General features: G+C 68.0%; 21 protein-coding genes. 12 read left to right on the top strand and 9 right to left on the bottom strand.

The genetic code is table 11. From position 1 onward, the window contains the following. The first annotated feature begins 124 nt into the window (after positions 1-124). The 3 genes from hemA (at position 125) to ispG (ending at position 3,896) form a co-directional block, all read left to right on the top strand. On the top strand, positions 125-1,357 hold the full coding sequence (gene hemA, locus ACK4IU_RS01930) for a 5-aminolevulinate synthase (RefSeq protein ID WP_409731076.1): 1,233 nt from the start codon (positions 125-127) through the stop codon (positions 1,355-1,357). Between the two features lie 119 nt (positions 1,358-1,476). Continuing rightward, positions 1,477-2,700, top strand: a complete 1,224-nt coding sequence (locus ACK4IU_RS01925) for a helix-turn-helix domain-containing protein (RefSeq protein WP_409731074.1) — start codon at positions 1,477-1,479, stop codon at positions 2,698-2,700. 71 nt (positions 2,701-2,771) lie between these two features. Continuing rightward, complete coding sequence (ispG, locus tag ACK4IU_RS01920; protein WP_409731072.1) at positions 2,772-3,896, top strand: flavodoxin-dependent (E)-4-hydroxy-3-methylbut-2-enyl-diphosphate synthase; 1,125 nt, start codon at positions 2,772-2,774, stop codon at positions 3,894-3,896. Between the two features lie 90 nt (positions 3,897-3,986). Here ispG and ACK4IU_RS01915 read toward each other — a convergent pair whose 3' ends face one another. Then, positions 3,987-4,877, bottom strand: a complete 891-nt coding sequence (locus ACK4IU_RS01915; protein ID WP_409731070.1) for a LysR substrate-binding domain-containing protein — start codon at positions 4,875-4,877, stop codon at positions 3,987-3,989. Positions 4,878-4,965: 88 nt separating this feature from the next. On the opposite strand from ACK4IU_RS01915, the gene ACK4IU_RS01910 reads away from it, so the two are divergent. Beyond that, positions 4,966-6,174, top strand: a complete 1,209-nt coding sequence (locus ACK4IU_RS01910) for an MFS transporter (protein ID WP_409731068.1) — start codon at positions 4,966-4,968, stop codon at positions 6,172-6,174. A 13-nt stretch (positions 6,175-6,187) separates the two neighbouring features. On the opposite strand, the gene ACK4IU_RS01905 is transcribed toward ACK4IU_RS01910, so the two are convergent. Both ACK4IU_RS01905 and ACK4IU_RS01900 read right to left on the bottom strand, forming a co-directional pair. Continuing rightward, on the bottom strand, positions 6,188-6,523 hold the full coding sequence (locus ACK4IU_RS01905) for a DMT family transporter (RefSeq protein WP_409731067.1): 336 nt from the start codon (positions 6,521-6,523) through the stop codon (positions 6,188-6,190). Positions 6,524-6,651: 128 nt separating this feature from the next. After that, complete coding sequence (locus ACK4IU_RS01900) at positions 6,652-7,407, bottom strand: DsbA family protein (protein WP_409731065.1); 756 nt, start codon at positions 7,405-7,407, stop codon at positions 6,652-6,654. 200 nt (positions 7,408-7,607) lie between these two features. On the opposite strand from ACK4IU_RS01900, the gene ACK4IU_RS01895 reads away from it, so the two are divergent. The 4 genes from ACK4IU_RS01895 (at position 7,608) to ACK4IU_RS01880 (ending at position 13,460) form a co-directional block, all read left to right on the top strand. After that, positions 7,608-8,768 (top strand): N-acetylmuramoyl-L-alanine amidase, encoded by a 1,161-nt coding sequence (locus tag ACK4IU_RS01895; protein ID WP_409731063.1) that lies wholly within the window; start codon positions 7,608-7,610, stop codon positions 8,766-8,768. Between the two features lie 101 nt (positions 8,769-8,869). After that, the gene (locus ACK4IU_RS01890; protein ID WP_409731061.1) at positions 8,870-11,428 is read left to right on the top strand and encodes a penicillin-binding protein 1A; all 2,559 of its coding nucleotides are present in this window, start codon (positions 8,870-8,872) and stop codon (positions 11,426-11,428) included. Between the two features lie 87 nt (positions 11,429-11,515). Continuing rightward, positions 11,516-12,643 (top strand): peptide chain release factor 2, encoded by a 1,128-nt coding sequence (gene prfB / locus ACK4IU_RS01885; RefSeq protein WP_409731176.1) that lies wholly within the window; start codon positions 11,516-11,518, stop codon positions 12,641-12,643. Positions 12,644-12,692: 49 nt separating this feature from the next. Continuing rightward, the gene (locus ACK4IU_RS01880; protein ID WP_409731059.1) at positions 12,693-13,460 is read left to right on the top strand and encodes a DUF2189 domain-containing protein; all 768 of its coding nucleotides are present in this window, start codon (positions 12,693-12,695) and stop codon (positions 13,458-13,460) included. On the opposite strand, the gene ACK4IU_RS01875 is transcribed toward ACK4IU_RS01880, so the two are convergent. The 5 genes from ACK4IU_RS01875 to ACK4IU_RS01855 form a co-directional block, all read right to left on the bottom strand. Further along, positions 13,453-14,859: an MFS transporter gene (locus tag ACK4IU_RS01875; RefSeq protein WP_409731057.1), complete on the bottom strand. Its 1,407-nt coding sequence runs from the start codon at positions 14,857-14,859 to the stop codon at positions 13,453-13,455. The genes ACK4IU_RS01880 and ACK4IU_RS01875 overlap by 8 nt on opposite strands. Positions 14,860-14,905: 46 nt before the next feature. Then, complete coding sequence (locus ACK4IU_RS01870) at positions 14,906-15,412, bottom strand: polymer-forming cytoskeletal protein (protein ID WP_409731055.1); 507 nt, start codon at positions 15,410-15,412, stop codon at positions 14,906-14,908. Then, entirely contained in the window at positions 15,402-16,739 is a 1,338-nt protein-coding gene (locus tag ACK4IU_RS01865) for a DUF5930 domain-containing protein (RefSeq protein ID WP_409731054.1), read from the bottom strand. Before ACK4IU_RS01865 ends, ACK4IU_RS01870 begins: the two co-directional genes overlap by 11 nt. 169 nt (positions 16,740-16,908) lie before the next feature. Further along, on the bottom strand, positions 16,909-17,724 hold the full coding sequence (locus ACK4IU_RS01860) for a ferritin-like domain-containing protein (RefSeq protein WP_409731052.1): 816 nt from the start codon (positions 17,722-17,724) through the stop codon (positions 16,909-16,911). Between the two features lie 75 nt (positions 17,725-17,799). Beyond that, the gene (locus tag ACK4IU_RS01855) at positions 17,800-18,261 is read right to left on the bottom strand and encodes a peroxiredoxin (RefSeq protein ID WP_409731050.1); all 462 of its coding nucleotides are present in this window, start codon (positions 18,259-18,261) and stop codon (positions 17,800-17,802) included. 168 nt (positions 18,262-18,429) lie between these two features. On the opposite strand from ACK4IU_RS01855, the gene ACK4IU_RS01850 reads away from it, so the two are divergent. Genes ACK4IU_RS01850 through ACK4IU_RS01840 form a run of 3 tightly spaced genes read left to right on the top strand, consistent with a single transcriptional unit; the run spans position 18,430 to position 23,161 of the window. Beyond that, on the top strand, positions 18,430-21,768 hold the full coding sequence (locus ACK4IU_RS01850) for a hypothetical protein (protein ID WP_409731048.1): 3,339 nt from the start codon (positions 18,430-18,432) through the stop codon (positions 21,766-21,768). Beyond that, positions 21,765-22,814: a tRNA preQ1(34) S-adenosylmethionine ribosyltransferase-isomerase QueA gene (gene queA, locus ACK4IU_RS01845; RefSeq protein ID WP_409731047.1), complete on the top strand. Its 1,050-nt coding sequence runs from the start codon at positions 21,765-21,767 to the stop codon at positions 22,812-22,814. The genes ACK4IU_RS01850 and queA overlap by 4 nt, the downstream gene beginning before the upstream one ends. After that, positions 22,811-23,161 carry a DUF3147 family protein gene (locus ACK4IU_RS01840; RefSeq protein ID WP_409731045.1) on the top strand — a complete coding sequence of 117 codons (351 nt, stop codon included), beginning with the start codon at positions 22,811-22,813 and terminating at the stop codon, positions 23,159-23,161. The genes queA and ACK4IU_RS01840 overlap by 4 nt, the downstream gene beginning before the upstream one ends. A 12-nt stretch (positions 23,162-23,173) precedes the next feature. Here the strand turns inward: ACK4IU_RS01840 and ACK4IU_RS01835 are convergent, their stop codons facing one another. Next, positions 23,174-23,908 carry a GNAT family N-acetyltransferase gene (locus ACK4IU_RS01835; protein WP_409731043.1) on the bottom strand — a complete coding sequence of 245 codons (735 nt, stop codon included), beginning with the start codon at positions 23,906-23,908 and terminating at the stop codon, positions 23,174-23,176. 176 nt (positions 23,909-24,084) lie between these two features. Here ACK4IU_RS01835 and ACK4IU_RS01830 point away from each other — a divergent pair, with 176 nt between their 5' ends. Next, positions 24,085-25,335: an MFS transporter gene (locus ACK4IU_RS01830; protein ID WP_409731174.1), complete on the top strand. Its 1,251-nt coding sequence runs from the start codon at positions 24,085-24,087 to the stop codon at positions 25,333-25,335. Positions 25,336-25,373: the final 38 nt, after the last annotated feature.

Genomic DNA, 25,373 nt, shown 5'->3' with positions numbered 1-25,373 from the left:
CGCTAAGAGGGGCTGGAACGAAGGGAGTGACAATTCGCCTTCTGGCGCCGATGCGCCGATTGACCGACATCAAGGCACCCCTGCGGCGGATGGGACAGAACCGTCGCACAAGGAACCGGAACGCATGACCAGATACGACGACGCGATCGACGCCAGCCTGCAACGCCTGCACGACGAGGGGCGCTATCGCACCTTCATCGACATCGCGCGCGCCAAGGGCCAGTTTCCCCATGCGGTCTGGACCCGCCCGGACGGGACGCAGAAGGACATCACGGTCTGGTGCGGCAACGATTACCTCGGCATGGGCCAGCATCCCGAGGTGCTGGCTGCGATGCACGCGGCGCTGGAGGCCACCGGCGCGGGGTCGGGCGGCACGCGCAACATCAGCGGCACGACCGTCTGGCACAAGGCGCTGGAAGCCGAGCTGGCCGACCTGCACGGCAAGGAGGCCGCGCTGGTCTTTACCTCGGCCTATATCGCCAACGACGCGACGCTTTCGACGCTGCGGACGATCTTTCCGGGCCTCATCATCTATTCCGACGCGCTGAACCATGCCTCGATGATCGAGGGCGTGCGGCGCGGCGGCGGGGCGAAGCGGATCTTCCGGCACAACGACCTGGCCCACCTGCGCGAGCTTCTGGCGGCGGACGACCCGGCGGCGCCGAAGCTGATCGCCTTCGAATCGATCTACTCGATGGACGGCGACTTCGGCCCGATCCGGGAAATCTGCGACCTGGCGCAGGAATTCGACGCGCTGACCTACCTGGACGAGGTCCATGCCGTCGGGATGTACGGCCCGCGCGGGGCAGGGGTGGCCGAGCGTGACGGCCAGATGGGCCGGGTGGACATCATCAACGGCACGCTGGCCAAGGCCTATGGCGTCTTCGGCGGCTACATCGCGGCCTCGGCCCGGCTGGCGGACGCGGTGCGCTCGTACGCGCCGGGCTTCATCTTCACCACGAGCCTGCCGCCCGCGGTGGCGGCGGGGGCGGCGGCCTCGGTCCGGTTCCTGAAGGGCGAGGGCGGGGTTGCCTTGCGCGCGCAGCATCAGACCCAGGCCCGCATCCTGAAGACCCGGCTGAAGGCGCTGGGCCTGCCGATCATCGACCATGGCAGCCACATCGTCCCGGTCCATGTCGGCGACCCGGTGCATTGCAAGATGCTGTCGGACATGCTCCTTGAGGACCACGGCATCTACGTCCAGCCGATCAATTTTCCCACCGTCCCGCGGGGGACCGAGCGCCTGCGCTTCACTCCCTCGCCGGTGCATGGGCCGGACGAGATCGACCGGCTGGTGCGCGCGATGGATGCGCTTTGGGCGCAGTGTGCGCTGAATCGCGCCGAGGCGGTTGCCTGAACTGTTTGCCCCGTGGAAAAGGCCTTGTCCTGTGGTAAGGATTGCCCAATAGAACAAGGCAGTGAGTCGCTGGGGAAGGCGACCGCGCAGAGTGGTGCACCGAAGGGGACAGGGCGCGCATGATCGGTTGGAGGGCGAAACCTTCGACGACCGAAGAGGACAAGCCAAAGGGCTTTGACGACTTCGAGTTGCGTCTGGGCGACCTGATGCGTGGCGAGCGGGCCACGCTGGGCAAGTCGCTGCTGGATGTTCAGCGAGAGCTGAAGATCAAGGCCACCTACATCGCGGCCATCGAGAACGCCGACCTATCGGCTTTCGAGACGCCTGGATTCGTCCCTGGTTACATCCGGTCCTACGCCCGCTATCTGGCGATGGACCCGGAATGGGCCTTCGAGCGTTTCTGCGCCGAGGCGGGCTATTCCGTGTCGCATGGCCTCTCCGCCGCCGCTGCACCGCAGCAGATCGTCAAGGCCCGGGCCCGGCGCGATGTCGCCGATCCGCTGGGCGATCCGAACGCAAGCTTCATCCCGCGCGGCGAGGCGATCTGGAGCCGGATCGAACCTGGCGCCGTCGGGTCCATTGCGGTGCTGGTCGCCCTGATCGGGGCCATCGGCTATGGCGGCTGGTCGGTGCTGCAGGAAGTCCAGCGCGTGCAACTTGCCCCGGTAGACCAGGCCCCGACCGTGGTCGCCCAGATCGACCCTCTTTCGAATGCCGACACGGCTGCGCCGCAGATGGTAGCCAGCCGTCCGGCCGAACCGGCCGGGCAGGCGGTGGCCAGTGCAGAAGGCGCTGCCGCCAATGATGTGATGGACCGCCTCTATCGCCCGCAGGCGCTGGACGTGCCGGTCCTGACCTCGCGCGACGGGCCCATCGCCGCGATCAATCCGCGCCAGACCGGGGTTCTCGCCGAGGTGGCCGAGGTCGATGTCGTCGACGCCGCGATAGACGAGGCGCTGGGCAGCGATGTCCAGGTCATCGCGGAGGCAAAGGAAGGGATCGAGGTCCTGGCCGTGCGCCCATCGTGGGTTCGGGTCAACGCCGCGGACGGCACCGTGCTGTTCGAGAAGATCCTCGACGCCGGCGAACGTTATGTCGTGCCGCCCCTGGAAACCGCCGCCGTGTTCCGCACCGGCAATTCGGGTTCCATCTACTTTGTGGTGGATGGCGTGCCCTATGGTCCCGCCGCCCCTGGCGCCAATGTCGCCAAGGATATCAAGCTGTCGCCCGAGGCGCTGACCCAGACCTATGCCCGGGCCGATCTGAGCAAGGATCAGGATCTGGCCAATTTCGCCACGGCGGATGCGACGCCGGTCCTGCAGGCGCCCACGGTCAGCGAGTAGGCCCCGCCGCCCATTGCCGCAGGCCGTCGCGCGCCTTATGCTGCGCGGGCATTGCAAGGGAAGCCCGACCCATGACTCACAACCCCGTCCGCCCCTGGCGCAACATCGCGCGACGGGCGTCGCGGCAGATCCGCGTGGGCAAGGTGCTGGTCGGTGGCGATGCTCCGATCAGCGTGCAGACGATGACCAACACGCTGACCACCGACGTGGCGGCGACCATCGAGCAGATCCAGCGCTGCGCCGTGGCGGGTGCGGACATCGTGCGCGTATCGACGCCGGACGAGGCCTCGACGAAGGCGCTGAAGGAGATCGTCGCCGAAAGCCCGGTGCCGATCGTCGCCGACATCCATTTCCACTACCGCCGCGCCATCGAGGCGGCCGAGGCGGGGGCGGCCTGCCTGCGGATCAACCCCGGCAACATCGGCGATGCGAAGCGCGTGGCCGAGGTGGTGCGCGCGGCCAAGGACCACGGCTGTTCCATCCGCATCGGGGTGAACGCGGGCAGCCTGGAAAAGCACCTCCTGGAGAAATACGGCGAGCCTTGCCCCGAGGCGATGGTGGAATCGGGACTCGACCACATCCGGCTGTTGCAGGACAACGATTTCCACGAGTTCAAGATCAGCGTGAAGGCGTCGGACGTGTTCCTGGCCGCCGCCGCCTACCAGCAGCTGGCCGATGCCACCGACGCGCCGATCCATCTGGGGATCACCGAGGCGGGGGGACTGGTGTCCGGCACGGTGAAATCGGCCATCGGTCTGGGCAACCTTTTGTGGATGGGGATCGGCGACACGATCCGGGTCAGCCTCTCGGCCGATCCGGTCGAGGAGGTCAAGGTCGGCTACGAGATCCTGAAGTCGCTGGGCCTGCGGCACCGGGGAGTGACGATCATCTCGTGCCCGTCCTGCGCGCGGCAGGGGTTCGATGTCATCAAGACCGTCGCGGCGCTTGAGGAACGGCTGGCGCATGTCACGACCTCGATGAGCCTGTCCATCATCGGTTGCGTGGTGAACGGCCCGGGCGAGGCCCTGATGACCGACATCGGCTTTACCGGCGGCGGCGCGGGGAAGGGGATGGTCTATCTGGCCGGCAAGCAGGACCACACTCTGTCGAATGACCGGATGATCGACCACATCGTCGAACTGGTCGAGAAGAAGGCCGCCGAGATCGAGGCGACCGAGAAGCTGGCGGCGGAATAGCGCGGCTCGGCGAGCACTGCGTGCACTCCTCGCCAGGGAAGCTCACGACGAGTGCACGAAGTGCTCGAGGAGTTGTCCGGACGCGCCGGATCAGTCCTCGCCCATTTCCCGCACCAGGTGGTCGATGAAGGCGCGCAGCCGCGCGGTGACGGACTGGGCCGAGGGATAGACGAAATAGATCGCCTTCCGCGGTGTGGACCAGTCCGGCAACACGCGCACGAGGCGCCCGGCGGCGAGGTCGGGGCGGCAGACGATGCCGGGCAGGGCGCCGATGCCCGCCCCCGCCACCACCGCGTCGCGCACCGCCAGGTGCGAGCCAAGCCGCAAGGGCGGCTCGAAGGGCAGGACGACCTCTTCCTCTCCGTTCTGCAAGGGCAGGCCGCCCGGCCAGGGCATGGCAAGGCCGACAAGGTCGAAGCGGGCCAGATCCTCGGGCCGGCGCAGGCTGTCGAGACCGGGCAGGTCGGGCGCGGCCACCATCATCGCCTGGCCATGGGTCAGGCGGCGGGCGACCTGGCTGGAATCCTCCAGCGGGCCAAAGCGGAGGCAGCCGTCGAAGCCTTCCTCCAAGAGGTCGGGCGCGCGGTCGAGGAAATGGATTTCCAGCGTCACCTCGGGATGGAGCTTGCGGAACCGGGCGGCGATGGCGCCGATCAGGAGGTTGCCGAAGCTTTGCGGCACCGCCAGCCGCAGATGCCCGCGCGGGGTGCCGCCGGATTCGCCGAGCGCCCGGCGGATGTCCTCTGCCTCGCCCAGAAGCCGGTCGGCGCGGGCGGCCAGCACCTCGCCTTCCTGGGTGGGCCGAAGTGTGCGGGTTGAGCGTTCGATCAGCCGGACGCCTAGGTCGGCCTCAAGATCCGCGACGCGCTTCGACAGGGTGGATTTCGGCACCCGGAGCGCCAGCGCCGCGGCAGAGAACGAGCCCTCGCGCAGCACGGTGCGAAAGCCGCGGAGCGCGGTGAGGTCAAGATCATTGTCCATAATTCGGAACGCACCTTGCAATAATAGCTGTCTGGTCCATGATCATGGATTTTGGCAGGGTGCGCAAGACACGTTCCAGGGATTCCGCATGCAACCGACTTCCGAAGCACCGCCCTCGCGCGCGGTGACCCTTGCCGTTCTGGGCCTGGCCTCGATGACGATCATGGCGAACGCGACCGTCGCGTCCTCGCTGCCGGGCCTGCGCGCGCATTATGCCGACATCCCCCATATTGACACGCTGGCCGGGCTGATCGTGACCTTGCCCTCGCTGGCCATCGTGCTGTCGGCCGGGGGGATGGGTCTTCTGATCGACCGCTGGGACCGGCAGAAGCTGCTTCTCCTGACGGCGGGTCTCTATGCCATCGGGGGGACCTCCGGCCTTTGGGCCGAGAGCCTCTGGGGCATGCTGATCGGGCGCCTGGCGCTGGGGTTGGGGGTGGCCGGCACGATGAACCTCGGCATGACCTGGGCCTCGGACCTCTGGCAGGGACCGGCGCGAGCGCGGTTCCTGGGGATGCAGGGCGCGGCGATTTCGCTGGCGGGCATCGTCTTCATGCTGCTTGGCGGGTTTCTGGCCAGCTGGCACTGGCGCGGGGCCTTCGCGGTCTATGGCCTGATCCTGCCCATCGCCGCGCTGGCCTTCCTGGCGCTTGGCCCCCATGCCCGCCGCATCGCGGCCGAGCGCGCCCGCCCGCAGGCCCTTGCCGCCACGACCGACCGTTTCCCCTGGGCGGCCTATGCCTTCATCGCGCCGCTCGCCTTCCTGTTCCAGGTCGCGTTCTACGTCACGCCGACCCGGCTGCCCTTCCACCTCGAGGCGCTGGGGGTGCACAGCCCGCTGGTCGTCGGCGCGCTGATGGCGGCCCTGGTGACGGTCTCGGCCCCGGTGTCGCTGATGTACGGCCGGATCCGCGCCAGGCTGAGCGCCATGACCATCTTCGGCTTGTCCTTTGTCCTGATCGGGCTGGGCTTTCTGGCCCATGCCACGGCAAGCGACTGGCACGGGGTGCTGCTGGGTTCGCTGATCGCGGGGTTTGGAATGGGGATCTCGATGCCCAACTACACCACCTGGTTCATGGCGCGGGTGCCGGCGACGATGCGGGGGCGGGGCGCGGGCCTCTTGACCACGGCCTTCTTCCTGGGCCAGTTCGCCTCGCCCCTGGTCTCGGCGCCTTTGGTGGCCTGGCTGGGTCTGGCGGGCACCTTCGCGGCGGTGGGCATGGGGCTGGTGGTGCTGGGTCTGGGGCTCTGGGTCGCGCAGGCGGTGCGGCCCGAGCCTGTCCCGGTCGAGGCATGAGCCGCGTGCAGGCCTAGTGCGGGATCGACTTCGAGAACAGGTTGACGATCAGCACTCCGACAAGGATGAAGGCAAGTCCAAGGATCGCCGCGAAATCAAGCGCCTGGCGATACCAGATCCAGGCCACGGTGCTGATCAGCACGATCCCCATGCCTGACCAGATCGCATAGACGACGCCGGTCGGCATGACCCGCAGCGGATAGGACAAGAGCCAGAAGGCGAGCGCATAGCCGCAGATCGCCAGAAGCGACGGCACAAGCCGGGTAAAGCTTTCCGAGCGGGCAAGGGCGGTCGTGGCGACGACCTCGGCCAGGATGGCTGCCAGAAGGATGAGATAGGTCCGGGTCATGCGCCTGCTCGATAGGTGACATTACCCGCTACCCTGTGCGAGACGGCGGCGACGGTCGCGTTCAACTGCGACCCTTGCACCGCCGGAACGGACAGTGGACAGCCACCGGCCGACCCTCCCGCCCTTGCTCAGCCGTCGGAGCGGGCGTCGGCCACGAAATCGCGCATCACGTCCAGCGGCGCATAGCCGCGCATCACCATGTCCTTCAGTACGAAGGCCGGGGTGCCGGTGATCTGCATCTTGTCGGCCAGTGCGTGATTGTCCTTGATGACCTGCATCACCTCGGGCGCGCCCATGCGGTCGAGGATCTGTTTTCCGTCCAGTCCGAGGTCGCCGGCCAGTCGCGCCAGCGTCTCGGGCGTGGGTTCGCCGCGCAGCGTCATCAATGCGTCGTGCGCCTTGGCATAGGCCTCGTCACCATGCAGCTGGCGCACGGCGATTGCGAACTGCGCCGACATGAGCGAGGCCTCGCCCAGGATCGGGAATTCCTTGACGACAAAGCGGATCTTGCCATCGGTCTGGATCAGCTTGTCCACTTCCTCGTAGGCTTTGCGGCAATAGCCGCAGCGATAGTCCATGAACTCGACCAGGGTAAGGTCGCCCTCCGGATTGCCGCCGACCCAGTCGTTGGGGTTGTTGAAGATCTCGTCGCCCAGCGAGGCCACCATCTGCACGTCGCGCAGGGTGGCAGCCTCTTGCTCTCGCGACTGGAGGACATCCATCGCCTCGATCAGTACCTCGGGATTTTCCAGAAGATAGGCGCGCACCTCCTCGCGGAAGGCGGCGCGTTCCGCATCGGTCATCGCAGGCGCGACCGGTTGGGTCTCGGCAAAGGCGGGCAGGCTGGCAAGGCCGGCGAACAGGCCGAGGGCGAGGCGGGTCATAGGGTCTCCTGCAATGGCCGGGTCTGGCGGACGCGAGGATAGGGGCGGGGCCGGTTGGTGACAAGCCACTCGCCGCTTTGTGATCCGGGGGCAACGCCGGCGCCAGAGCGGCGCGGGGCGGAATTTACATCCCGCGCCCAAGCGTCGATAACGCGGCCATGCGACCGATCCACCGGCTTTGTCTTATTCTGCTGCTGCTCATGCCCTTGCCGGCCGCGGCCGAGGGCCTGTCGGCGTTGGCCCGGGTCGATCCGATGCGCTCGGCGCTGGTGGCGACGGGGGATGGGCTGGACCTGAAGCTGACCCTGAGCCAGCCGGTGCCCTGGCGGGTGCGGATGCTGGACGGCCCGCCGCGGCTGGTGATCGACACGCGCGAGGTGGACTGGGCGGGGGCGCAGGTTCTGGCCATGGTGCGCCCGGCGCTGGCGATGCGGGCGGGGTCCTTCCGGCCGGGCTGGTCGCGGCTGGTGCTGGAACTGGACGGGCCGCATCGGCTGGCGCGGGCCGAGATGACGACCGGCAGCGCCACGCGGATCGACATCCGGCTGGAGCCGACCGATGCGGCCAGTTTCGCGACCGAGGCGTCGCGGCCGGATCTGCCGGAATGGGGCCTGCCGGATGCCGTGCAGCTGGAGCCGCCGCCGGTGGCGGGCGCCGGGCCGATCACGGTGGTGCTGGATCCCGGGCATGGCGGCATCGACCCGGGGGCCGAACGCGACGGGATCAGCGAGGCGGCACTGATGCTGACCTTCGCGCGCGAGCTGAAGGAGGCGCTTCTGCGCGACGGGCGCTTCCGCGTGGTCATGACGCGCGACGAGGATGTCTTCGTGCCGCTGGAGACCCGGACCTCGATCGCGCGCGAGGCCGAGGCGGACCTGTTCCTGTCGCTCCATGCCGACGCGCTGGCCGAAGGCGACGCGCAGGGCGCGACGATCTACACGCTTGCGCCCGAGGCGTCCGACGCGGCTTCGGCGGCCCTGGCCGAACGGCATGACCGCGACGACCTTCTGGCCGGGGTGGACCTGTCGAACCAGGATGATCAGGTGGCCGAGGTGCTGATGGACATGGCCCGGACCGAGACGCGGCCGCGCAACGACCGGCTGGCCGAGGCGGTGGTGGGCGCGATCAGGGCGGCCGAGATCCGCATGCACCGCCATCCGCGCCAGTCGGGCGGATTTTCGGTGCTGAAATCGCCCGACATCCCCTCTGCGCTTCTGGAGGTGGGGTTCCTGTCCTCGGAGCGCGACTTCAAGCGGTTGTCCGATCCGGCCTGGCGGGCACGGCTGGCCGCGGCGGTGGTGCAGGGCATCGTCGCATGGTCCGGGGAGGACCGGACGCTGCGGGCGCTGGCCGCGCCCTGAGCCTTGCGAAACGCCGCCCGCGCCGCCACTTGTGACCGGCCAAGGTTTTGACGCGGGCGCGCGTCTGCTATACTGCGGGTCGAAATCAGCGGGAGTTCCGGGTGCTTCGTTTCGTCGGCAATGTCTTGGGCGGTATCTTCACCACGGTCACGCTGGGGCTGATCTTTGCCGCGCTGACGCTGGGCGGGATCTTCTACATGTATTCCCGCGATCTTCCCAGCCACGAGAACCTGGCGCAATACACGCCCGCGACGATCAGCCGGATCTATTCGGGCGAGGGCCGGATCATCGACGAGTTCGCCCAGGAACGCCGGCTGTTCGTGGCCAGCGAGGACATCCCCGACCTGGTGAAGCAGGCCTTCATCTCGGCCGAGGACAAGAATTTCTACAAGCACCACGGCTATGACACGCGTGGCATGGTCGCTGCCCTGATCGAGGCGGTGAAAAGCCGGGGCGAAAGCATGCGCGGGGCCTCGACGATCACCCAGCAGGTGATGAAGAACTTCCTGCTCGACGGCTCGCGCAGCGTCGAACGGAAGATCAAGGAGATCATCCTGGCCACCCGGCTGGAGCAGACGCTGTCCAAGGACAAGATCCTGGAACTTTATCTGAACGAGATCTTCCTCGGCCAGAACTCCTATGGCGTGGCGGCGGCGGCGCAGACCTATTTCAACAAGCCGCTTTCCGAGCTTGCCCCGCACGAGGCCGCGATGCTGGCCGCGATGCCGCAGGCGCCGGGCAAGTATCACCCCGTGACTGCGAAGGAGCGCGTGACCGAACGGCGCAACTATGTGCTGCGCGAGATGTGGCAGAACGGCTATATCGACGAGGCCACCTACCTGTCCGAAAAGGACATGCCGCTGCAATCGGTGCAGAACGGCGATTTCGAGGCCTTCCGCGATGCGCTTCCGCCCCGCGACTATTTCACCGACGAGATCCGCCGCCAGTTGTCGGGCGTGTTCGGCGAGCAGGAGTTCTTTTCCGGCGGTCTGACCATCCGCGCGACGGTGGACCCCGAATTGCAGGCTGCCGCCGCTGCCGCGCTGCGGCAGGGCCTTGAAGAGTACGACCGCAGCCAGGGCGTGTGGCGCGGGACCGGCAAGACCCTGCCCGCCGAGGTGCTGGGCTCCGAAGTGGCCTGGCGCGAGGCTCTGGCCAAGGTCGATGTGCCGCGCGACGTGGCCGCCTGGTTCCCGGCCGTGGTGCTGGAGGTGGGCGAGACCAGCGCCCGGATCGGCATCGAGGGCGTGATGGACGACGAGGACGGCCATTTCATCCCGGCCGAGGACGTGAAATGGGCGCGCAAGCGGTTGCCGGACGGCAAGCTTGGCCCGAAGGCCAAGGTCGCGGGCGACCTGGTGTCGGTCGGCGATGTGGTGCTGGTCCGCACCGTCACCAACAAGGACGGCACCTTCAACCGCTGGTCGCTGCGCCAGGTGCCCGAGGTGCAGGGCGCCTTCATGGCGATGGATGTCAACACCGGCCGCGTTCTGGCGATGCAGGGCGGGTTCTCGTACCAGGATTCGGTGTTCAACCGCACCACCCAGGCGACGCGCCAGCCGGGGTCGAGCTTCAAGCCCTTCGTCTATGCCGCGGCGCTGGATTCGGGCTTCACGCCGGCGACGATCGTGGTGGACGCGCCGATCGAGGTGGACACGCCGCAGGGCCTGTGGACGCCGAAGAACGCCTCGGGCAAGTACTACGGCCCCGCGCCGCTGCGCACCGGGATCGAGCAGTCGCGGAACCTGATGACGGTGCGGATCGCGCAGGAAATCGGCATGCAGACGGTTGCGGGCTATGCCGAACGCTTCGGGGTCTATGACCGGATGGGCCCCTATCTGGCGAACGCTCTGGGTGCGCAGGAGACGACACTGTTCAAGATGGTGGCGGCCTATGCCATGTTTGCCAATGGCGGCGAACGGGTTGAGCCTACGCTGGTCGACCGGGTGCAGGACCGGTTCGGCAAGACGATCTATCGTCACGACCAGCGCGTCTGCGAGGATTGCGCCGCCGCCGATCTCCCGGACGGGCAGGGCGTCAGGATCACCACCAACCGCGAGCGGGTGATGAACGCGATCACCGCCTATCAGCTGACCAGCATGATGCAGGGCGTGGTCCAGCGCGGCACCGCGCGCGGCATCAACCTGCCGGTGCCGGTGGCCGGCAAGACCGGCACGACCAATGACGCCAAGGATGTCTGGTTCATCGGCTACACCTCGAACATCACCGCTGGCTGCTACATCGGTTTTGACCAGCCGCGCACGCTGGGCGGCGGTGCTTCGGGCGGCGGGTTCTGCGGCCCGGTGTTCGAACGCTTCATGAAGACCGCCATCAAGAAATACGGTGGTGGCGAGTTCAAGGTGCCGCCGGGCGGCTATTTCCGCAAGATCGACCGCTATACCGGCATGCCACTGCCCGACGACGCCACCGGCGACAACGTGGTCTCGGAATATTTCCGCGAAGGCGAGGAGGCGCTGATCGGCCTTGGCAACGTGGTGGACGGCGGTTTTGCAATGGGTGAGAATCTGCCCCTCTTTGCCTATGGCGAGGGCGAGGGCCAGGGCGACCAGGGCAAGACGGTGACCAATTCCCAGGGCAAGCAGGTTGTCGTGCCGAAGAAGGCCGATTTCGGCACCGTCTCGTCCGGCGGGCTTTACTGACACCGACGCCGCCTTCCGGCCGCGCCCTTGCCGGGGCGCGGTCAAACCCTTATGACCGCCCGCGAGATCAAGGACTGGACCCGACCGATGCGTGCCGAAACCCAAGCGAATGTCGAAGCGATCGAAAAGACGCTGAAGCTCTTGGCCCAGCGGATGGACTGGGAGACCGCGCCGCACCGGCTGGAGGAGTTCGACGCCATGATCGAGGCGCCGGACCTGTGGAACGACCCGGCCAAGGCGCAGAAGCTGATGCGCGACCGCCAGGCGCTGATGGATGCGGTTGCCTCCTACAAGCTGATCGAGAGCGGCCTGAAGGACAATGTCGAACTGATCGAACTGGGCGAGGCCGAGGGCGACGCCGAGATCGTCGCCGAGGCCGAGAAGGCGCTGGCCGAGCTGGTGAAGGTGGCCCAGGCGAAGGAGCTTGAGGCGCTCTTGGACGGCGAGGCCGACGCCAACGACACCTTCCTGGAAATCAACGCGGGTGCGGGCGGAACGGAAAGCTGCGACTGGGCGGCGATGCTGGCGCGGATGTATGTCCGCTGGGCCGAGGCGCATGGCTACACCGTCGAGCTGCAATCGGAGACCGAAGGCGAAGGGGCGGGGATCAAGTCGGCCTCCTACAAGATCAGCGGCAAGAACGCCTATGGCTGGCTGAAGACCGAGGCCGGGGTGCACCGGCTGGTCCGCATCTCGCCCTATGACTCGGCGGCGCGGCGGCATACCTCGTTCTGCTCGGTCTGGGTCTATCCGGTGGTGGACGACAACATCGAGATCGAGGTGCAGGACAAGGACATCCGCATCGACACCTTCCGGTCCTCGGGCGCGGGAGGCCAGCACGTCAACAAGACCGACTCGGCCGTGCGGATCACCCACTTTCCGACCGGGATCGTGGTCAGTTCCTCGCTCAAGTCCCAGCACCAGAACCGCGACATCGCGATGAAGGCGCTGAAGAGCCGCCTGTACCAGATGGAACTGGACAAGCGGAACGCCGCCATCAACGAGGCCTACGAGAACAAGGGCGACGCGGGCTGGGGCAACCAGATCCGCTCCTATGTCCTACAGCCCTACCAGATGGTGAAGGACCTGCGGACGGGGTATGAGACCTCGGACACGCAAGGGGTGCTGAACGGCGACCTGGACGGGTTCATGGCTGCCACGCTGGCGCTGAACGCAAGCGGCAAGAAGCGGGGCGAGATCGCGGACGTCGACTGACGCTGCAAAATCCTTGCCCGACGCTTCGCGCCGCGCTTAGACTTGCGGCATGAGCGTCACCCATCCGCCCGCCGCGCCCGAGATCAACCTGGTCGAGACCTCCGACCTGCGGTTCAGCCTTGCGGCCGGGTGGCGGGACTTCAGGCGGGCGCCGCTGTTGGGGCTGGTCTTCTCGGCGGTCTATGTGCTGGGCGGCTGGCTGATCGTGTGGGCTATGACGACCAAGGGCCAGGTCTGGTGGACGCTGCCCGCCAGCGCCGGGTTTCCGATCCTCGGGCCCTTCATCGCCTGTGGCTTCTACGAGATTTCCCGCCGGCTGGAAAAGGGCGAGCCGCTGGTCGCCTCCGAGATCTTCGGCGTGATCTTCCACCAGAAGGATCGCCAGATCCCCGCCATGGCGGCGGTGATCGTCGTCTATTTCCTGTTCTGGAACTTTCTCGCCCACATGATCTTCGCGCTGTTCCTGGGGAACGCGACGATGACCAATGTCTCGTCCTCGCTGGCGGTGTTCCTGTCGCCGCAGGGGCTGGCGATGCTGGCCTTCGGCACGGCGGTGGGCGCGGCCTTCGCGACGCTTCTGTTCTGCCTGACCGTGGTCAGCCTGCCGATGCTCTTGGACCGCGAGGTGGATTTCGTCACCGCCATGCTGACCAGTTTCGCGCTGGTGCGGGAAAACCCCCGGGTGATGCTGGGCTGGGGCGCGCTGATCGCGGTCTGCCTGTTCCTTGGCATGCTGCCCGCCTTCCTGGGGCTATTCGTGGTCCTGCCGTTGTTTGGCCACGCGAGCTGGCACCTCTACCGCCGCGCGATCACCTGACGGGTCGGGCGACGAACAGCGCCAGAACGGCGGCAAGGGCCGCCATCCCGCTTGCCACCAGCGCCACGCTGCCGAAGGCCGCCCCGGTCGCCGCCAGATGCTCGGGCGTCTCGCCGGGAAGGCCGAACCCGGGCGCGCCCGGCCCGTAGGCCGCCGCTGCCACCCGGCCCAGCAGCACCACCGCGACCAGGCCCGCGACCCGCGCCACGGCGTTGTTGATGCCCGAAGCCGCGCCCTGTTCGCCATCCTCGGCCCCCTGCATCGCCGCCGCCGTCAGCGGCGCGACGGTCAGGCCCAGCCCGACCCCCGCCAGCGCGGTGAAGGGCACGACATGGGCCCAGAACCGCCCGTCCGGCGCGAAATGCCACAGGCCCGCATAGGCCAGCGCCACCAGCGCCGAGCCCGCCGCCATCAGCGGCCCCGCGCCCCAGCGGTCCGCCATCCGGCCCGCCGGGGCCGACAGCACTCCGATCAGGACCGAGATCGGCAGGAAGGCCGCCGTCACCTCCAGCGCGGTCACGCCCCAGGCTGTCACGGCGGCCATGGGCAGGTAGAACATCACCCCGTTCAACGCGAAATACAGGACGAAGGTCACGATGTTGGTGACGCTCAGCGTGCGGTTGCGAAACAGGCCGAGGCGCAGCATCGGGGCAGGCGTCACCGCCTCCCAGGCCAGGAAGGCGGCAAGGCTCGCCAGGGCTGCCAGAGGCACCCAGACCGGCGCCGCGGCCTCGGTCAGCGCCCAGGCCATCAGGCCGAGGCCCAGCGTCGCCAACCCCGCCCCGGCCAGGTCCACCCGCACCCCCGGCTTGCCGACATCGCCCGGCGTCCGGCCCCGGACCAGCGCCAGCGCGGCCAGGCCCAGGGGCAGGTTCAGCGCAAAGACCAGCCGCCAGCCGATCTCGCCGCCCCAGGTGACGAACATGCCGCCCAGGACCGGCCCCATCGCCGTGGTCAGGGTCGAGGCCGCCGCCCAGAGACCCAGCGCCCGGCCGCGTTCGGCCCGGGGGAAGGCGCGCGAGACCATCGCCATCGATCCCGGCACCATCATCGCCGCCCCCACGCCCTTGACCGCGCGGGCGGCGATCATCTGTTCCGGCGTCACCGCGACCGCGCAGGCGAGCGATCCGGCAACGAAGACGAGGATGCCCAGCGAAAAGATCCGCGCGATGCCGAAGCGGTCGCCCATCGCGCCCCCGACCAGCACCAGCGAGGAGACGGCCAGCAGATAGGCCGCGTTGATCCATTGCGCCTGCGGAAGCGAGGCCCCCAGCGCCTCGCGCATGGCGGGCAGCGCGATCGAGGTGACGGAGCTGTCGATGAACCCCATCGACGAGGCGAGGATCGCGGCCCAGAGGATGACCCGGCGGTCGGTGTCCGCACAGAAGGAAACGGGCACCGGAGTGCCCTCCGATGCCCGCGCAAGCGTCATGATCGGGTCTGGCTTATTCGGCGTCGCTGGCGGCGGCGGCGGTCACGTCCAGCCGGGGCGCGGTGCCCGGGCGGCCATTGGCCAGCGGGTCTTCCTGCCGCTGCACCGAGCCTTCGAAATGGGCGCCGGATTCGATGGCGATGGTCTTGTGGATGATGTCGCCCTCGACCCGCGCGGTCGAGGTCAGCCGCACCTTCAGGCCACGGACGCGGCCGATCACCCGGCCGTTCACGACGATGTCGTCGGCGACGATCTCGCCGCGGATGGTGGCGCTTTCGCCCACGGTCAGGAGATGCGCACGGATGTCGCCCTCGACAGTGCCCTCGACCTGGATGTCGCCCGTGGTGCGCAGGTTGCCGACCACGGTCAGGTCGGACGACAGGACCGAGGCCCCCGCCTTGCCCTTCGGCGCCGAGGCGGTGAAGTCCATCGCGGGTTTGGTCATCGGGGCCTCCGGGGCTTTGGGCTTGTCGGCGTCAGCCTTGGGGCCGGGCTCGTTGATGCGGCTCTTAGAAAACATTCTTCGCTGCCTTTATGAAGGTCATCGGGTTGATCGGTGCCCCGCTGAGACGGATCTCGTAGTGAAGATGCGTCCCGGTGGACCGGCCTGAATTGCCCATATCACCGATCCGGTCGCCGCGCGAGACCCTTTGGCCGACCTCGACCCGGATCTGGCTGAGATGGGCATACCGCGTCTCGACCCCGAAGTCGTGGCGGATCTTCACCAGCCGGCCATAGCCGTTGTCCCAGCCGGCATGGATCACCACGCCATCGGCGGTGGCGTAAATCGGCGTGCCGTAGCTGCCGGCCATGTCGGTGCCTTCGTGCATCCGGGTGCCGGCGCCCTTCGGATCGCGGCGATACCCGAAACCGGAGGTCCAGCGGAAAGCGTCCTTCACCGGCATTGCGAAGGGCAGCTTGAACGCAGCGATGCGATACATGTTCATCCGGTCCAGCCCGCCGAGGATCGCGTTCGCGCGCGCTTCCTCGGGCGTGACGATGCCGCCCGAGGTCGAGAACGAGATCGGCGTCAGCGGGCCGCCTTGGCCGGAATAGCCCTCGCGCACGGCGCCGATCAGGTCGTCGGGCGACATCCCGGCCTCGCGAAACATCTTGTCCAGCGGTTCGACCGAGACGGTCAGCGCCTCTTCGAGCTTGGCGAAGATCGCGTCGTTGCGGAGTTCCAGCGCCTCTTTCGCGTCGGCGATCAGGCGGGCTTCTTCGCGCGCGGCTTCGGCCTCGGCGCGTTCCGCGTTGCGCTCCTCGGCAGCGTCACCAAGGGCACCGGTCAGGAATTCCAGCGTCGCCATCGCATCCGCGACCCGGCCGGCCTCGGTCGCGACACCCGATTGTTCGTTCAGTGCCAGCGTCACCCGCTCGACCTCGCCACGGGCGACGTCACGTTCCTTGATGACTTCACGGAGCGTGCCCTGGATCGCCTCGATGCCGGTCTCCAGCTCGCGCCGGCGGTCTTCGGAGGCGAGGAGCTTCTCCTGCATTTCCGAGATCTGGGCGAGTGCGATGTTGAAGCGTTCCTGCGCCCGCGCCGCCTCTTCGGCGCGCAGGTCTCGGTCGGAGGACAGCGCGTTCAGCCGCTGTTCATAAAGCGCCTGCTGGCGCACCGACTGCTCGCGCGCCGATCCGGCACCGATCGAGTCCATCATGATCAGGGCGGTGGCAACGATGGTCCAGGCCAGCGCAAGAGTTCCGCCGACCAGCGCGATGATCTGCGTCCCCGGACGGAGGCGGATAAAGCGGGTCTCGGTATCGGACTTCAGGAACAGCCGTTGCTCGGGAAAGTGCCGCTCAAGGCTCTGGTGAAAGCGATAGGCGAGGCGATTCAGCACGTTGGGGTCATCCGTTCATAGCCTTGGCAGAGGCTTCGCTACGTTACCTCAAGGTCTGCACCCCGGGTTCGACCCTGATTATCCACCGCATTTCAGGCCCGCAACAATTTTGACCATATTCAGGGACTTTCCGCGCGGGACGGACTTTTCATCGGCAAGAAACCGCCGATCAGGCAGTCTCTTCGGCAAGGGGCCAGTAGAAGTCGGGCGGCAGGCCGGCATCGGCGCGCTTTTCCTCGTTGAACGGGGGTTTCAGCGCACCGTGGAAGTGGCGGCGGACCAGTGCGTGGAACACCTCCTTGGGGTCCGTGCCCGCCCGTCCGCAGAGCCAGTTGAACCATTTCGACCCGTAGGCGACATGGCCGACCTCCTCGGCATAGATCACCTCGAGCGCGGCCAGTGCCTGCGTCTCGCCATGCTTGCGGAAGACCTCGATCATGCCCGGCGTCACGTCGAGGCCGCGCGCCTCCAGCACCATGGGCACCACGGCCAGTCGGGCTTGAAGGTCCCCGGCCGTGTCCTCGGCCGCGCGCCACATGCCAGCATGGGCGGGCAGGGCGCCGTAATGACTGCCCATCGCCTCGAGACAATCGCAGATCAGGTTGAAATGCTTGGCTTCCTCGTCGGCGGCCTTCACCCAGTCGTCGTAAAAACCGGCCGGCATCGGATGGTCGGTGAAGCGGGCGATGATGTCCCAGTGCAGGTCGACCGCGTTCAGCTCGATATGCGCGACGGCGTGCAGAAGCGCGATGCGGCCCTCGCGGCTGCCGGGGCGGCGGCGGGGCACATCCTTCGGCGCCAGCAGCTCGGGCCGGTCGGGGCGGGCGGGGCGCCGGGGCGGCTCGGCCCGGCCGATGGGCAGGGGGGTGCCAGCCTCGCGCGCGGCAAACCAGCGCGCGGCATGGGAACGGCCGAGCGCGGTCTTGGCGCGGCCGTCGGCGGTGGTCAGCACGTCCACGGCCATTTCGGCAAGAGAGAGGGACATCGCTCGGGCTCCCGCAAATCCTTTCGAAAAGATTTGCAAATTCCCTCGAAGGAATTTGCGCGAACCGGGTTTATTTCACAGTGCTCGTGCGGCCGCTAGCACCTCGTCGGCATGGCCCTTGACGCTGACCTTGTTCCAGACCCGCGCCACTTTCCCCTCGCCGTCGATCAGCACGGTTGTCCGCTCGATCCCCATGTAGGTCTTGCCATACATGCTCTTCTCCAGCCAGACGCCGTAATCCTCGCAGGTGTGGCCCGCCTCGTCCGAGGCCAGGATGATCGACAGTCCGTGTTTCTTGCAGAACTTGTCGTGGCTTTTCACGCTGTCCTTCGACACGCCGATCACCGTCGTCCCGGCGGCGGTGAAATCGGCCAGGCGGGCGTTGAAGTCCTGGGCTTCCAGTGTGCAGCCCGGCGTGTCGTCCTTGGGGTAGAAGTACAGGACCACCTTGCCCGGCCGCAGGGCCGAGAGCGTGACCGTGCCGCCGCCATCGCGGGGAAGGGTGAAATCGGGGGCGGTCTGTCCTGCGGAAATCATGCGCGGCTCCTTGCCGAAAAGGGAATGTGACTTTCCATCTAGTTGTCTTCGCGCAAAGATAAAGGCAGCAGAGCAGCAATCAACAAGCCCCGACGCGGGGCGCGCACCACGGGCAGCGAGGCGCCAGCTCAGATGGACGACCAGAGGGCGGGAGCGGACGGCGGGACCATGGCCGTTGCCGAGCCCGAGCGCCAGAAACGGGCAGTCCGGCCCCCCCGTCGCCCGACGCGAGGACGGGGACGGCTGAGCCTGACCGTGATCCTGACCCTCGTCCTGATCGCGCTGACGCTGGTCTACCTCACGCTGGCCCATACCGGCCGCACATTGCAGGTGCCGACATGGGGCGTGGCCGAGATCGAGTCGCGACTGAACGATAATCTCGCCGGTGCGCGCCTGCCGCCGGGGACAGCGCTGTCGCTGGGCGGTGTGGAACTGGCGGTGGGGGGCGATTTCTTCCCGCGCTTCCGGTTGCAGGACATCCGCCTGATCGGCGGCAACGGCCGGTCGCTCCTGACCCTGCCCGAGGCGACGGTGGCCTTCGATCCCGGCGCGCTTCTGTCCGGCAAGGTCCGGCCGAGCCACCTGCGGCTGACCGGCGCCCGGCTGGCGGTGCGCCGGGATGTGACCGGCGCGGTCGACCTGCAACTCGACGATCGCATGCCGGAGGCGGGGGCGCGCGACCCGTCCGAGATTCTGGACGCTGCCGAACGGGTGTTTTCCAGCCCGGCGTTGTACTCGTTGCGGGTGATCGAGGTCGAGGGCCTGAGCCTGTCGCTGACCGACGAACGCGCCGGCCGCAGCTGGCAGGTCGGCGACGGTCGCCTGGTCATCGAGAACGGGCAGGCCACGCTTTCGGCGGAACTCGGGCTCACGCTGCTGGACGGCACCGATCCGGCGCAGGCGGTGCTGACGCTGGTGTCCGACAAGACGGCGGAAACCGCCAGGCTGACCGCAAAGGTCGACAACATCGCCGCAACCGACCTTGCGGCCATGGCGCCGCCTCTGGCCTTCCTCGGTTTCGTCGACGCGCCGATCTCGGGCCAGATCGAGGCACGGCTGGACGAGGGCGGGCGCTTTGCCGGGTTTTCGGGTCGGCTTGGCCTTGCCTCGGGCAGCCTGTCGCCGGGGCAGGGCGCGCGGCCGGTGGCCTTCGACAGAGCGGCGCTGTCGCTTGGCTACGATCCGGCGTCCGCGCGCATCCGGCTGGACGGGCTGACGGTGGAAAGCGCATCGCTTCGGTTGAAGGCCACCGGGCATGGCGATCTGCTTGGCCGCGACGGTCAACCGCTTGCGCCGGGAGCCTTGCCGGAAAGCATCGAAGCCCAGATAGCCTTTGAGGAGGTGATGCTCGACCCCGAGGGCCTGTTCGAGGCCCCGGTCCGCTTCGGCAAGGGGGCGCTGGACCTGCGGTTGAAGCTGGACCCGTTCCGCGCCGACATCGGCCAGCTTTCCCTGGTCGAGGGGACCGAGCGGCTGCTCTTGTCCGGATCGGTTTCGGCCGATGAGGCGGGCTGGACCGGGGCGCTGGACCTGCATCTGAACCAGATCGAGACCGAGCGGCTGCTGAAGGTCTGGCCGGTTTCGGTGGTGCCCAGGACGCGGGAGTGGTTCGCCGAGAACGTGGGACAGGGGCAGCTGACCGATGTCCAGGCGGCGCTGCGGCTGAAGCCCGGCGCGCAGCCGGTCTTCAACCTCGCCTACGAGTTCTCGGATACCGATGTCCGCTTTGTCCGCACCCTGCCGCCGATCCTGAACGGGAAGGGCCATTCCACGCTGGACAACCGCAGCTACATCGTTGCCTTGGCGAAGGGGCATGTCATCGCGCCCGAAGGTGGGCGGATCGAGGCGGACGGCACGGTGTTCCAGATCCCCGACATCACCCAGCGGCCCGCGACGGCAAGGGTCGATCTGGTGACCTCGGCCAGCCTGACAGCCACCCTGTCGCTTCTGGACCAGGAGCCCTTCAGCTTCTTCTCCAAGGCCGGCCAACCCTACAACCTGGGCGACGGACGGGCAGAGCTTCGGGCCACGGTCATCATGCCCTTGAAGCCGAAGATCCCCTTCGAGGAGGTCAGCTTTACCGTCGCAGGCAAGATCCGCGACTTCACCTCGCCCGCGCTGGTGCCGGGTCGGATCCTCTCGGCGCCCGAGGTCGTGGTCGCGGTCGATACCGAGGGCCTGAAGCTTTCGGCCGCGGGTCGGCTGGACCGGATGCCGGTGGACCTGACCTACCTGCAAGGCTTCGGCCCCGAACAGAAGGGCCGGGCGCGGGTCAACGGCACGGTGATGCTGTCCGACGCGGTCCTGCGCGATTTCGGGGTGGAACTGCCGGCCGGGTCGGTCCGGGGCGAGGGCCCGGCCGCGATCGACCTGGCGCTGGTCAAGGACCGCCCGCCGGAACTGACGCTGACCTCGAACCTTACCGGGCTTGCGCTGCGGCTGGATGCCCTGGGCTGGTCCAAGGCGGCAAAGACGCGGGCTTCGCTCGACCTCGAGGCGACACTGTCGCGAAACCCGGTGGTGGACCGCATGACGCTGAAAGGCCCCGGGCTGGAGGCGCGCGGCACGGTCACGACGCGCGATGGCGGCGGGCTGGACAAGGCAGTGTTCGACAAGGTCGTGGCCGGAGACTGGCTGAGCGCGGGTGTCACGCTGACCGGCCGTGGCCGGAATGCCGCGCCGGATGTGTCGGTCACCGGGGGCACGCTCGACCTGCGGCGGATGCCGGACGGCAACGGCGGAACCGGGGGGCCGGTAAAGGTGCGGCTCGACGCGCTGCGCATCTCCGACGGGATCCGGCTGACCGGCTTCCGCGGCGATTTCGGTTCCAAGGGCGGCCTGAACGGCAGCTTCGTTGCCGGGGTCAACGGCGCAGCCGAAATCCGGGGGATGGTCGGGCCGGTCAAGGGCGGCACCGCCGTCCGCATCACCTCGGAAAACGCCGGCGCGGTCATGGCGGCGGCGGGGATCTTCGACAAGGGACGCGGCGGGTCGCTGGACCTGTCGTTGGTCCCGCGCGGGCCGAAGGGCGCATACAACGGCAAGGCCACCTTCGAGCGTCTGCGCGTGCAGGGCGCCCCGGCGCTGGCCGAACTCCTCTCGGCGATCTCGGTCGTGGGGCTTCTGGAACAGATGAACGGGTCGGGCCTCGCGTTCAACAATGGGGAGGTGACCTTCGTGATGACGCCGGCGGGCGTGGAGATCACGCAAGGCTCGGCCGTCGGCGCCTCGCTTGGCATTTCCTTCGCCGGGCTCTATCTCAGCGGCTCGGGCCGGATCGACCTTCAGGGCGTGATCTCGCCGATCTATCTGGTCAACGGGGTGGGACAGATCCTGACACGGCGCGGCGAGGGGCTTTTCGGCTTCAACTACCGGCTGACCGGCACGGCCGAGGCGCCGAACGTCTCGGTCAACCCATTGTCGGTGCTGACGCCGGGCATGTTCCGCGAAATCTTCCGCCAGCGCCCGCCGAAGTTGCCCGCTGCCGAAGGGGGCTCGGGCGGATGAAGCTTTCCGATTTCGACTTCGACCTGCCCGAGTGGCTGATCGCCACCCGGCCGGCCCGGCCCCGGACCCATGCGCGGCTTCTGCTGGCCGAGGGGGACGGGATCGCCGACCGGCATGTCTTCGACCTGGTGGACATCCTGCGCCCCGGCGACCGGCTGGTGCTGAACAACACCAAGGTCCTGCCCGCGCGCCTCTTCGGCACCCGCCAGCGCGGCGAGGCGGTGGCGAAGGTCGAGGTGACGCTCTTGGAGCCCCGCGCCGGGGGCGGCTGGCGGGCCCTGGCAAAGCCCCTGCGCAAGGTGCAGCCGGGCGAGGTGATCCGCTTTTCCGACCGGCTTTCCGCGACAGTCGTCGAGAAGTCGGAAACCGACCTGACCCTGTCCTTCGACCTGACCGGCGAGGATTTCGACGCGGCCCTTGCCGAGGCGGGGGTGATGCCCCTGCCGCCCTATATTGCCGCCAAGCGCGCGGCCGACGACCAGGACCGCACCGATTACCAGACGGTCTTCGCCCGCCACGCGGGCGCCGTCGCGGCACCAACCGCCTCGCTCCATTTCGACGAGGATCTCCTGCGGAGGCTGGCCGACAGGGGCGTGGAGTTCACCGAGGTCACGCTGCATGTCGGCGCGGGCACCTTCCTGCCGGTGAAGGTCGAGGACGTGACCACCCACCGCATGCATGCCGAATGGGGCCGGGTCTCGGCGGCGGCGGCGGCCGAGATCAACGCGACGAAACGCGCGGGCGGGCGGGTGATCCCGGTCGGCACCACCGCGCTGCGCCTGATCGAAAGCGCGGCGGATGCCTCGGGCACGGTCCAGCCCTTCGAGGCCGAGACCGACATCTTCATCTATCCCGGCTACCGGTTCCGCGTCACCGACGCGCTGATGACCAACTTCCACCTGCCGAAATCGACGCTGATGATGCTGGTGGCCGCCCTGATGGGTCACGGCCGCATCCGCCGCATCTACGACCACGCGATCCGGGAGGGCTACCGCTTCTTCTCCTACGGCGACAGTTCGCTCCTGATCCCCGAGGGCACCAAATGAGCTACTTCGCGCTGAAGGCCATCCTGTCCGGCATCCTGATCGCGGCCATCTCCGAGATCGCGCGGCGCAGTCCGGGCTTCGCGGCGCTGGTCGCCTCGCTGCCGCTGGTGTCGATTCTGGGCATGATCTGGCTCTGGCGGGATACTGGCGACGGGGCCCGGATCGCCAGCCATGCCGAAGCGACCTTCTGGTATGTGCTGCCCTCGCTGCCGATGTTCCTGATCCTGCCCTGGCTGATGCGTCAGGGCCTCGGGTTCTGGCTGTCGCTCGGCATCGGCTGTGCCGTTACCGTCGGGCTGTACTTTCTGCTGCTGTGGCTTGCGCCGCGCCTCGGCCTGCCGATCTGAGCCTCCCCAGGCTCAACCCGACTGTCGCAGGAAGCCCAGCCAGCTGCCGTCGTCGCGCCCCCGCGGCGCCAGACCCAGCCTGTCGCGGTCGCAGGGGGTGAAGCCGCAGGCCTGAAGCAGGCGGATCGAGGCGCGGTTCTCGGGATGCACCCGCGCCGTGATGCGGCGGATGTCCGGCCGGCGGGCTGCCAGCCGGCCAAGGAAGCGCACAACCATCTGCCGCCCCAGCCCCTTGCCGCGCGCGGGCGCACCCAGCCAGTAGCTCAGCTCCCCCGTGCCGGGATCTGCCCCGTATTCCAGCCGCACCTGACCGACCGGCTGACCGGCCAGCGTCGCCACGCGCACCTTGTGGTGCGTGCCTTCGGTGGACAGCGCGATCAGGGCGCGGCAGGTGTCGTCATCCAGCTGCCGTGGCCGGTCCTCGAGCATCCAGGTCCAGAGCGAGGGGTCCGACAGCAGCGCGCGATAGGCGGGCAGGTCGTCCTCGACCCAGACTCGCAACGTCAGGCTTTCGGGCTGAGGATGCACCGGCCGGCCCGGCATCTGCTTGAACAGCGGCAGCCGGCCCACATGCCAGGACAGCGGCGGTCCCGTCTCTCCGTCCTCGGCCGCGCCAAGGGCGACCCAGCCCTGTTGCAGCGGGCAATAGGCGAGGTCCATGCCCGCCGCCCGCGCCATGGCCAGCTCCGGCCCCGTCAGCACGCCATCGAAACGCTTTCTGGAGGTTAGATTGTCCGGTCGCGCCATGGCGGTTCTCCTGCGGCTGGAATCGATGGGTTTCGTAGCAGATGGGGCCTTGGCGCCGGGATTCAACCGGCTGTACCCGAAACAATCCTGCCGGACGGTATCGGGGGCGGCTTGCCATGCGGGCGAAGTTCGGGCAGGCAGAAGGCGGCGGGCAGTCCGCGGGGGCGCAAGGGGCGATGCTGAAGGTTCTGACCCATTCCTGGCCGCTCTTGATGGGGGTGATGCTCCTGATGGTCGGCAATGGCGTGCAGGGCACGCTCCTCGGTATCCGCGGCAACCTGGAAGGTTTCACCACCTATCAGCTGTCCTATGTGATGGCGGCCTATTTCCTGGGCTTCCTCTTCGGCTCCTGGGCCGCGCCGCGGATGATCCGCCGGGTGGGGCATGTGCGGGTCTTTGCCGCGCTCGGCTCGCTGATCTCGGCGGTGCTCGTGATCTACCCGGTCTATCCCGACTGGATGGCCTGGACGGCGCTGCGCGTGCTGGCAGGGTTCTGCTTTTCGGGCATCTACATCACCGCCGAAAGCTGGATCAACAACACCGCCTCGAACGAGACGCGGGGCCAGGCGCTGTCGGCCTACATGATCGTGCAGATGATCGGCATCATCGCCAGCCAGGTGATCCTGAACCTGCCCGACCCGAGCGGCTTCACCCTGTTCATCCTGCCCTCGGTCCTGGTCTCGCTGGCCTTCCTGCCGATCCTGCTGGCCCCCACGCCGGCCCCCGCCTTCGACGGATCGCGGCGGGTGTCCTTCGCGCGGCTCTTCCGCATCTCGCCGCTGGGCTGCGTGGGCATGCTGCTGACGGGGGGCATCTTCTCGGCCATGTTCGGGATGGCGGCGGTCTGGGGCGCGCAGCAGGGGCTGACGGTCGGGCAGATCTCGGTCTTTGTCGGCGCGATCTATGTGGGCGGGCTGGTGCTGCAATATCCCGTCGGCTGGGCCTCCGACCGGATGGACCGCCGCACGCTGATCATGGGCCTGTCGGCGGTGGCGGCGCTGGCCATGGCGCTGGCGGCCTTCGTAACCTTGCCCTTCCCGGCGCTGGTCGCGGTCGGCATGGTGCTGGGCGGGATCACCAACCCGGTCTATGCGTTGCTGATCGCCTATACCAACGACTTCCTCCCGCGCGAGCAGATGGCTGGAGCCTCGGCCGGGCTGATCTTCCTCAACGGCTTCGGCGCGATCTTCGGCCCCACCGCCACCGGCTGGATGATGGAGGAGGTCGGCCCCTCGGGCTTCTTCCTGTTCATCGGGCTGCTCTACGTCGCGCTTGCCGCCTACGCGCTCTACCGCATGACCCGCCGCGCCGCGCCGACCGTCACCGGCGCCTTCCGCAGCGTCTCGCCGGGCGCCTCGCCACTGGCGGTCGAGGCGGTGCTGGAGGAAGCCGTCAAGGACGAACCGCCCGCCGACAAGGCCGCCTGACATCTTCGATTGCGCCGGCGCGCTTTCCCTGCAAGTCT

This window comes from Tabrizicola flagellatus (assembly GCF_046295235.1).
Lineage (GTDB): Bacteria > Pseudomonadota > Alphaproteobacteria > Rhodobacterales > Rhodobacteraceae > Tabrizicola > Tabrizicola flagellata_A.
Note: the sequence above shows the minus strand (reverse complement) of the source record. Positions and strands in the feature narration are given on the sequence as shown.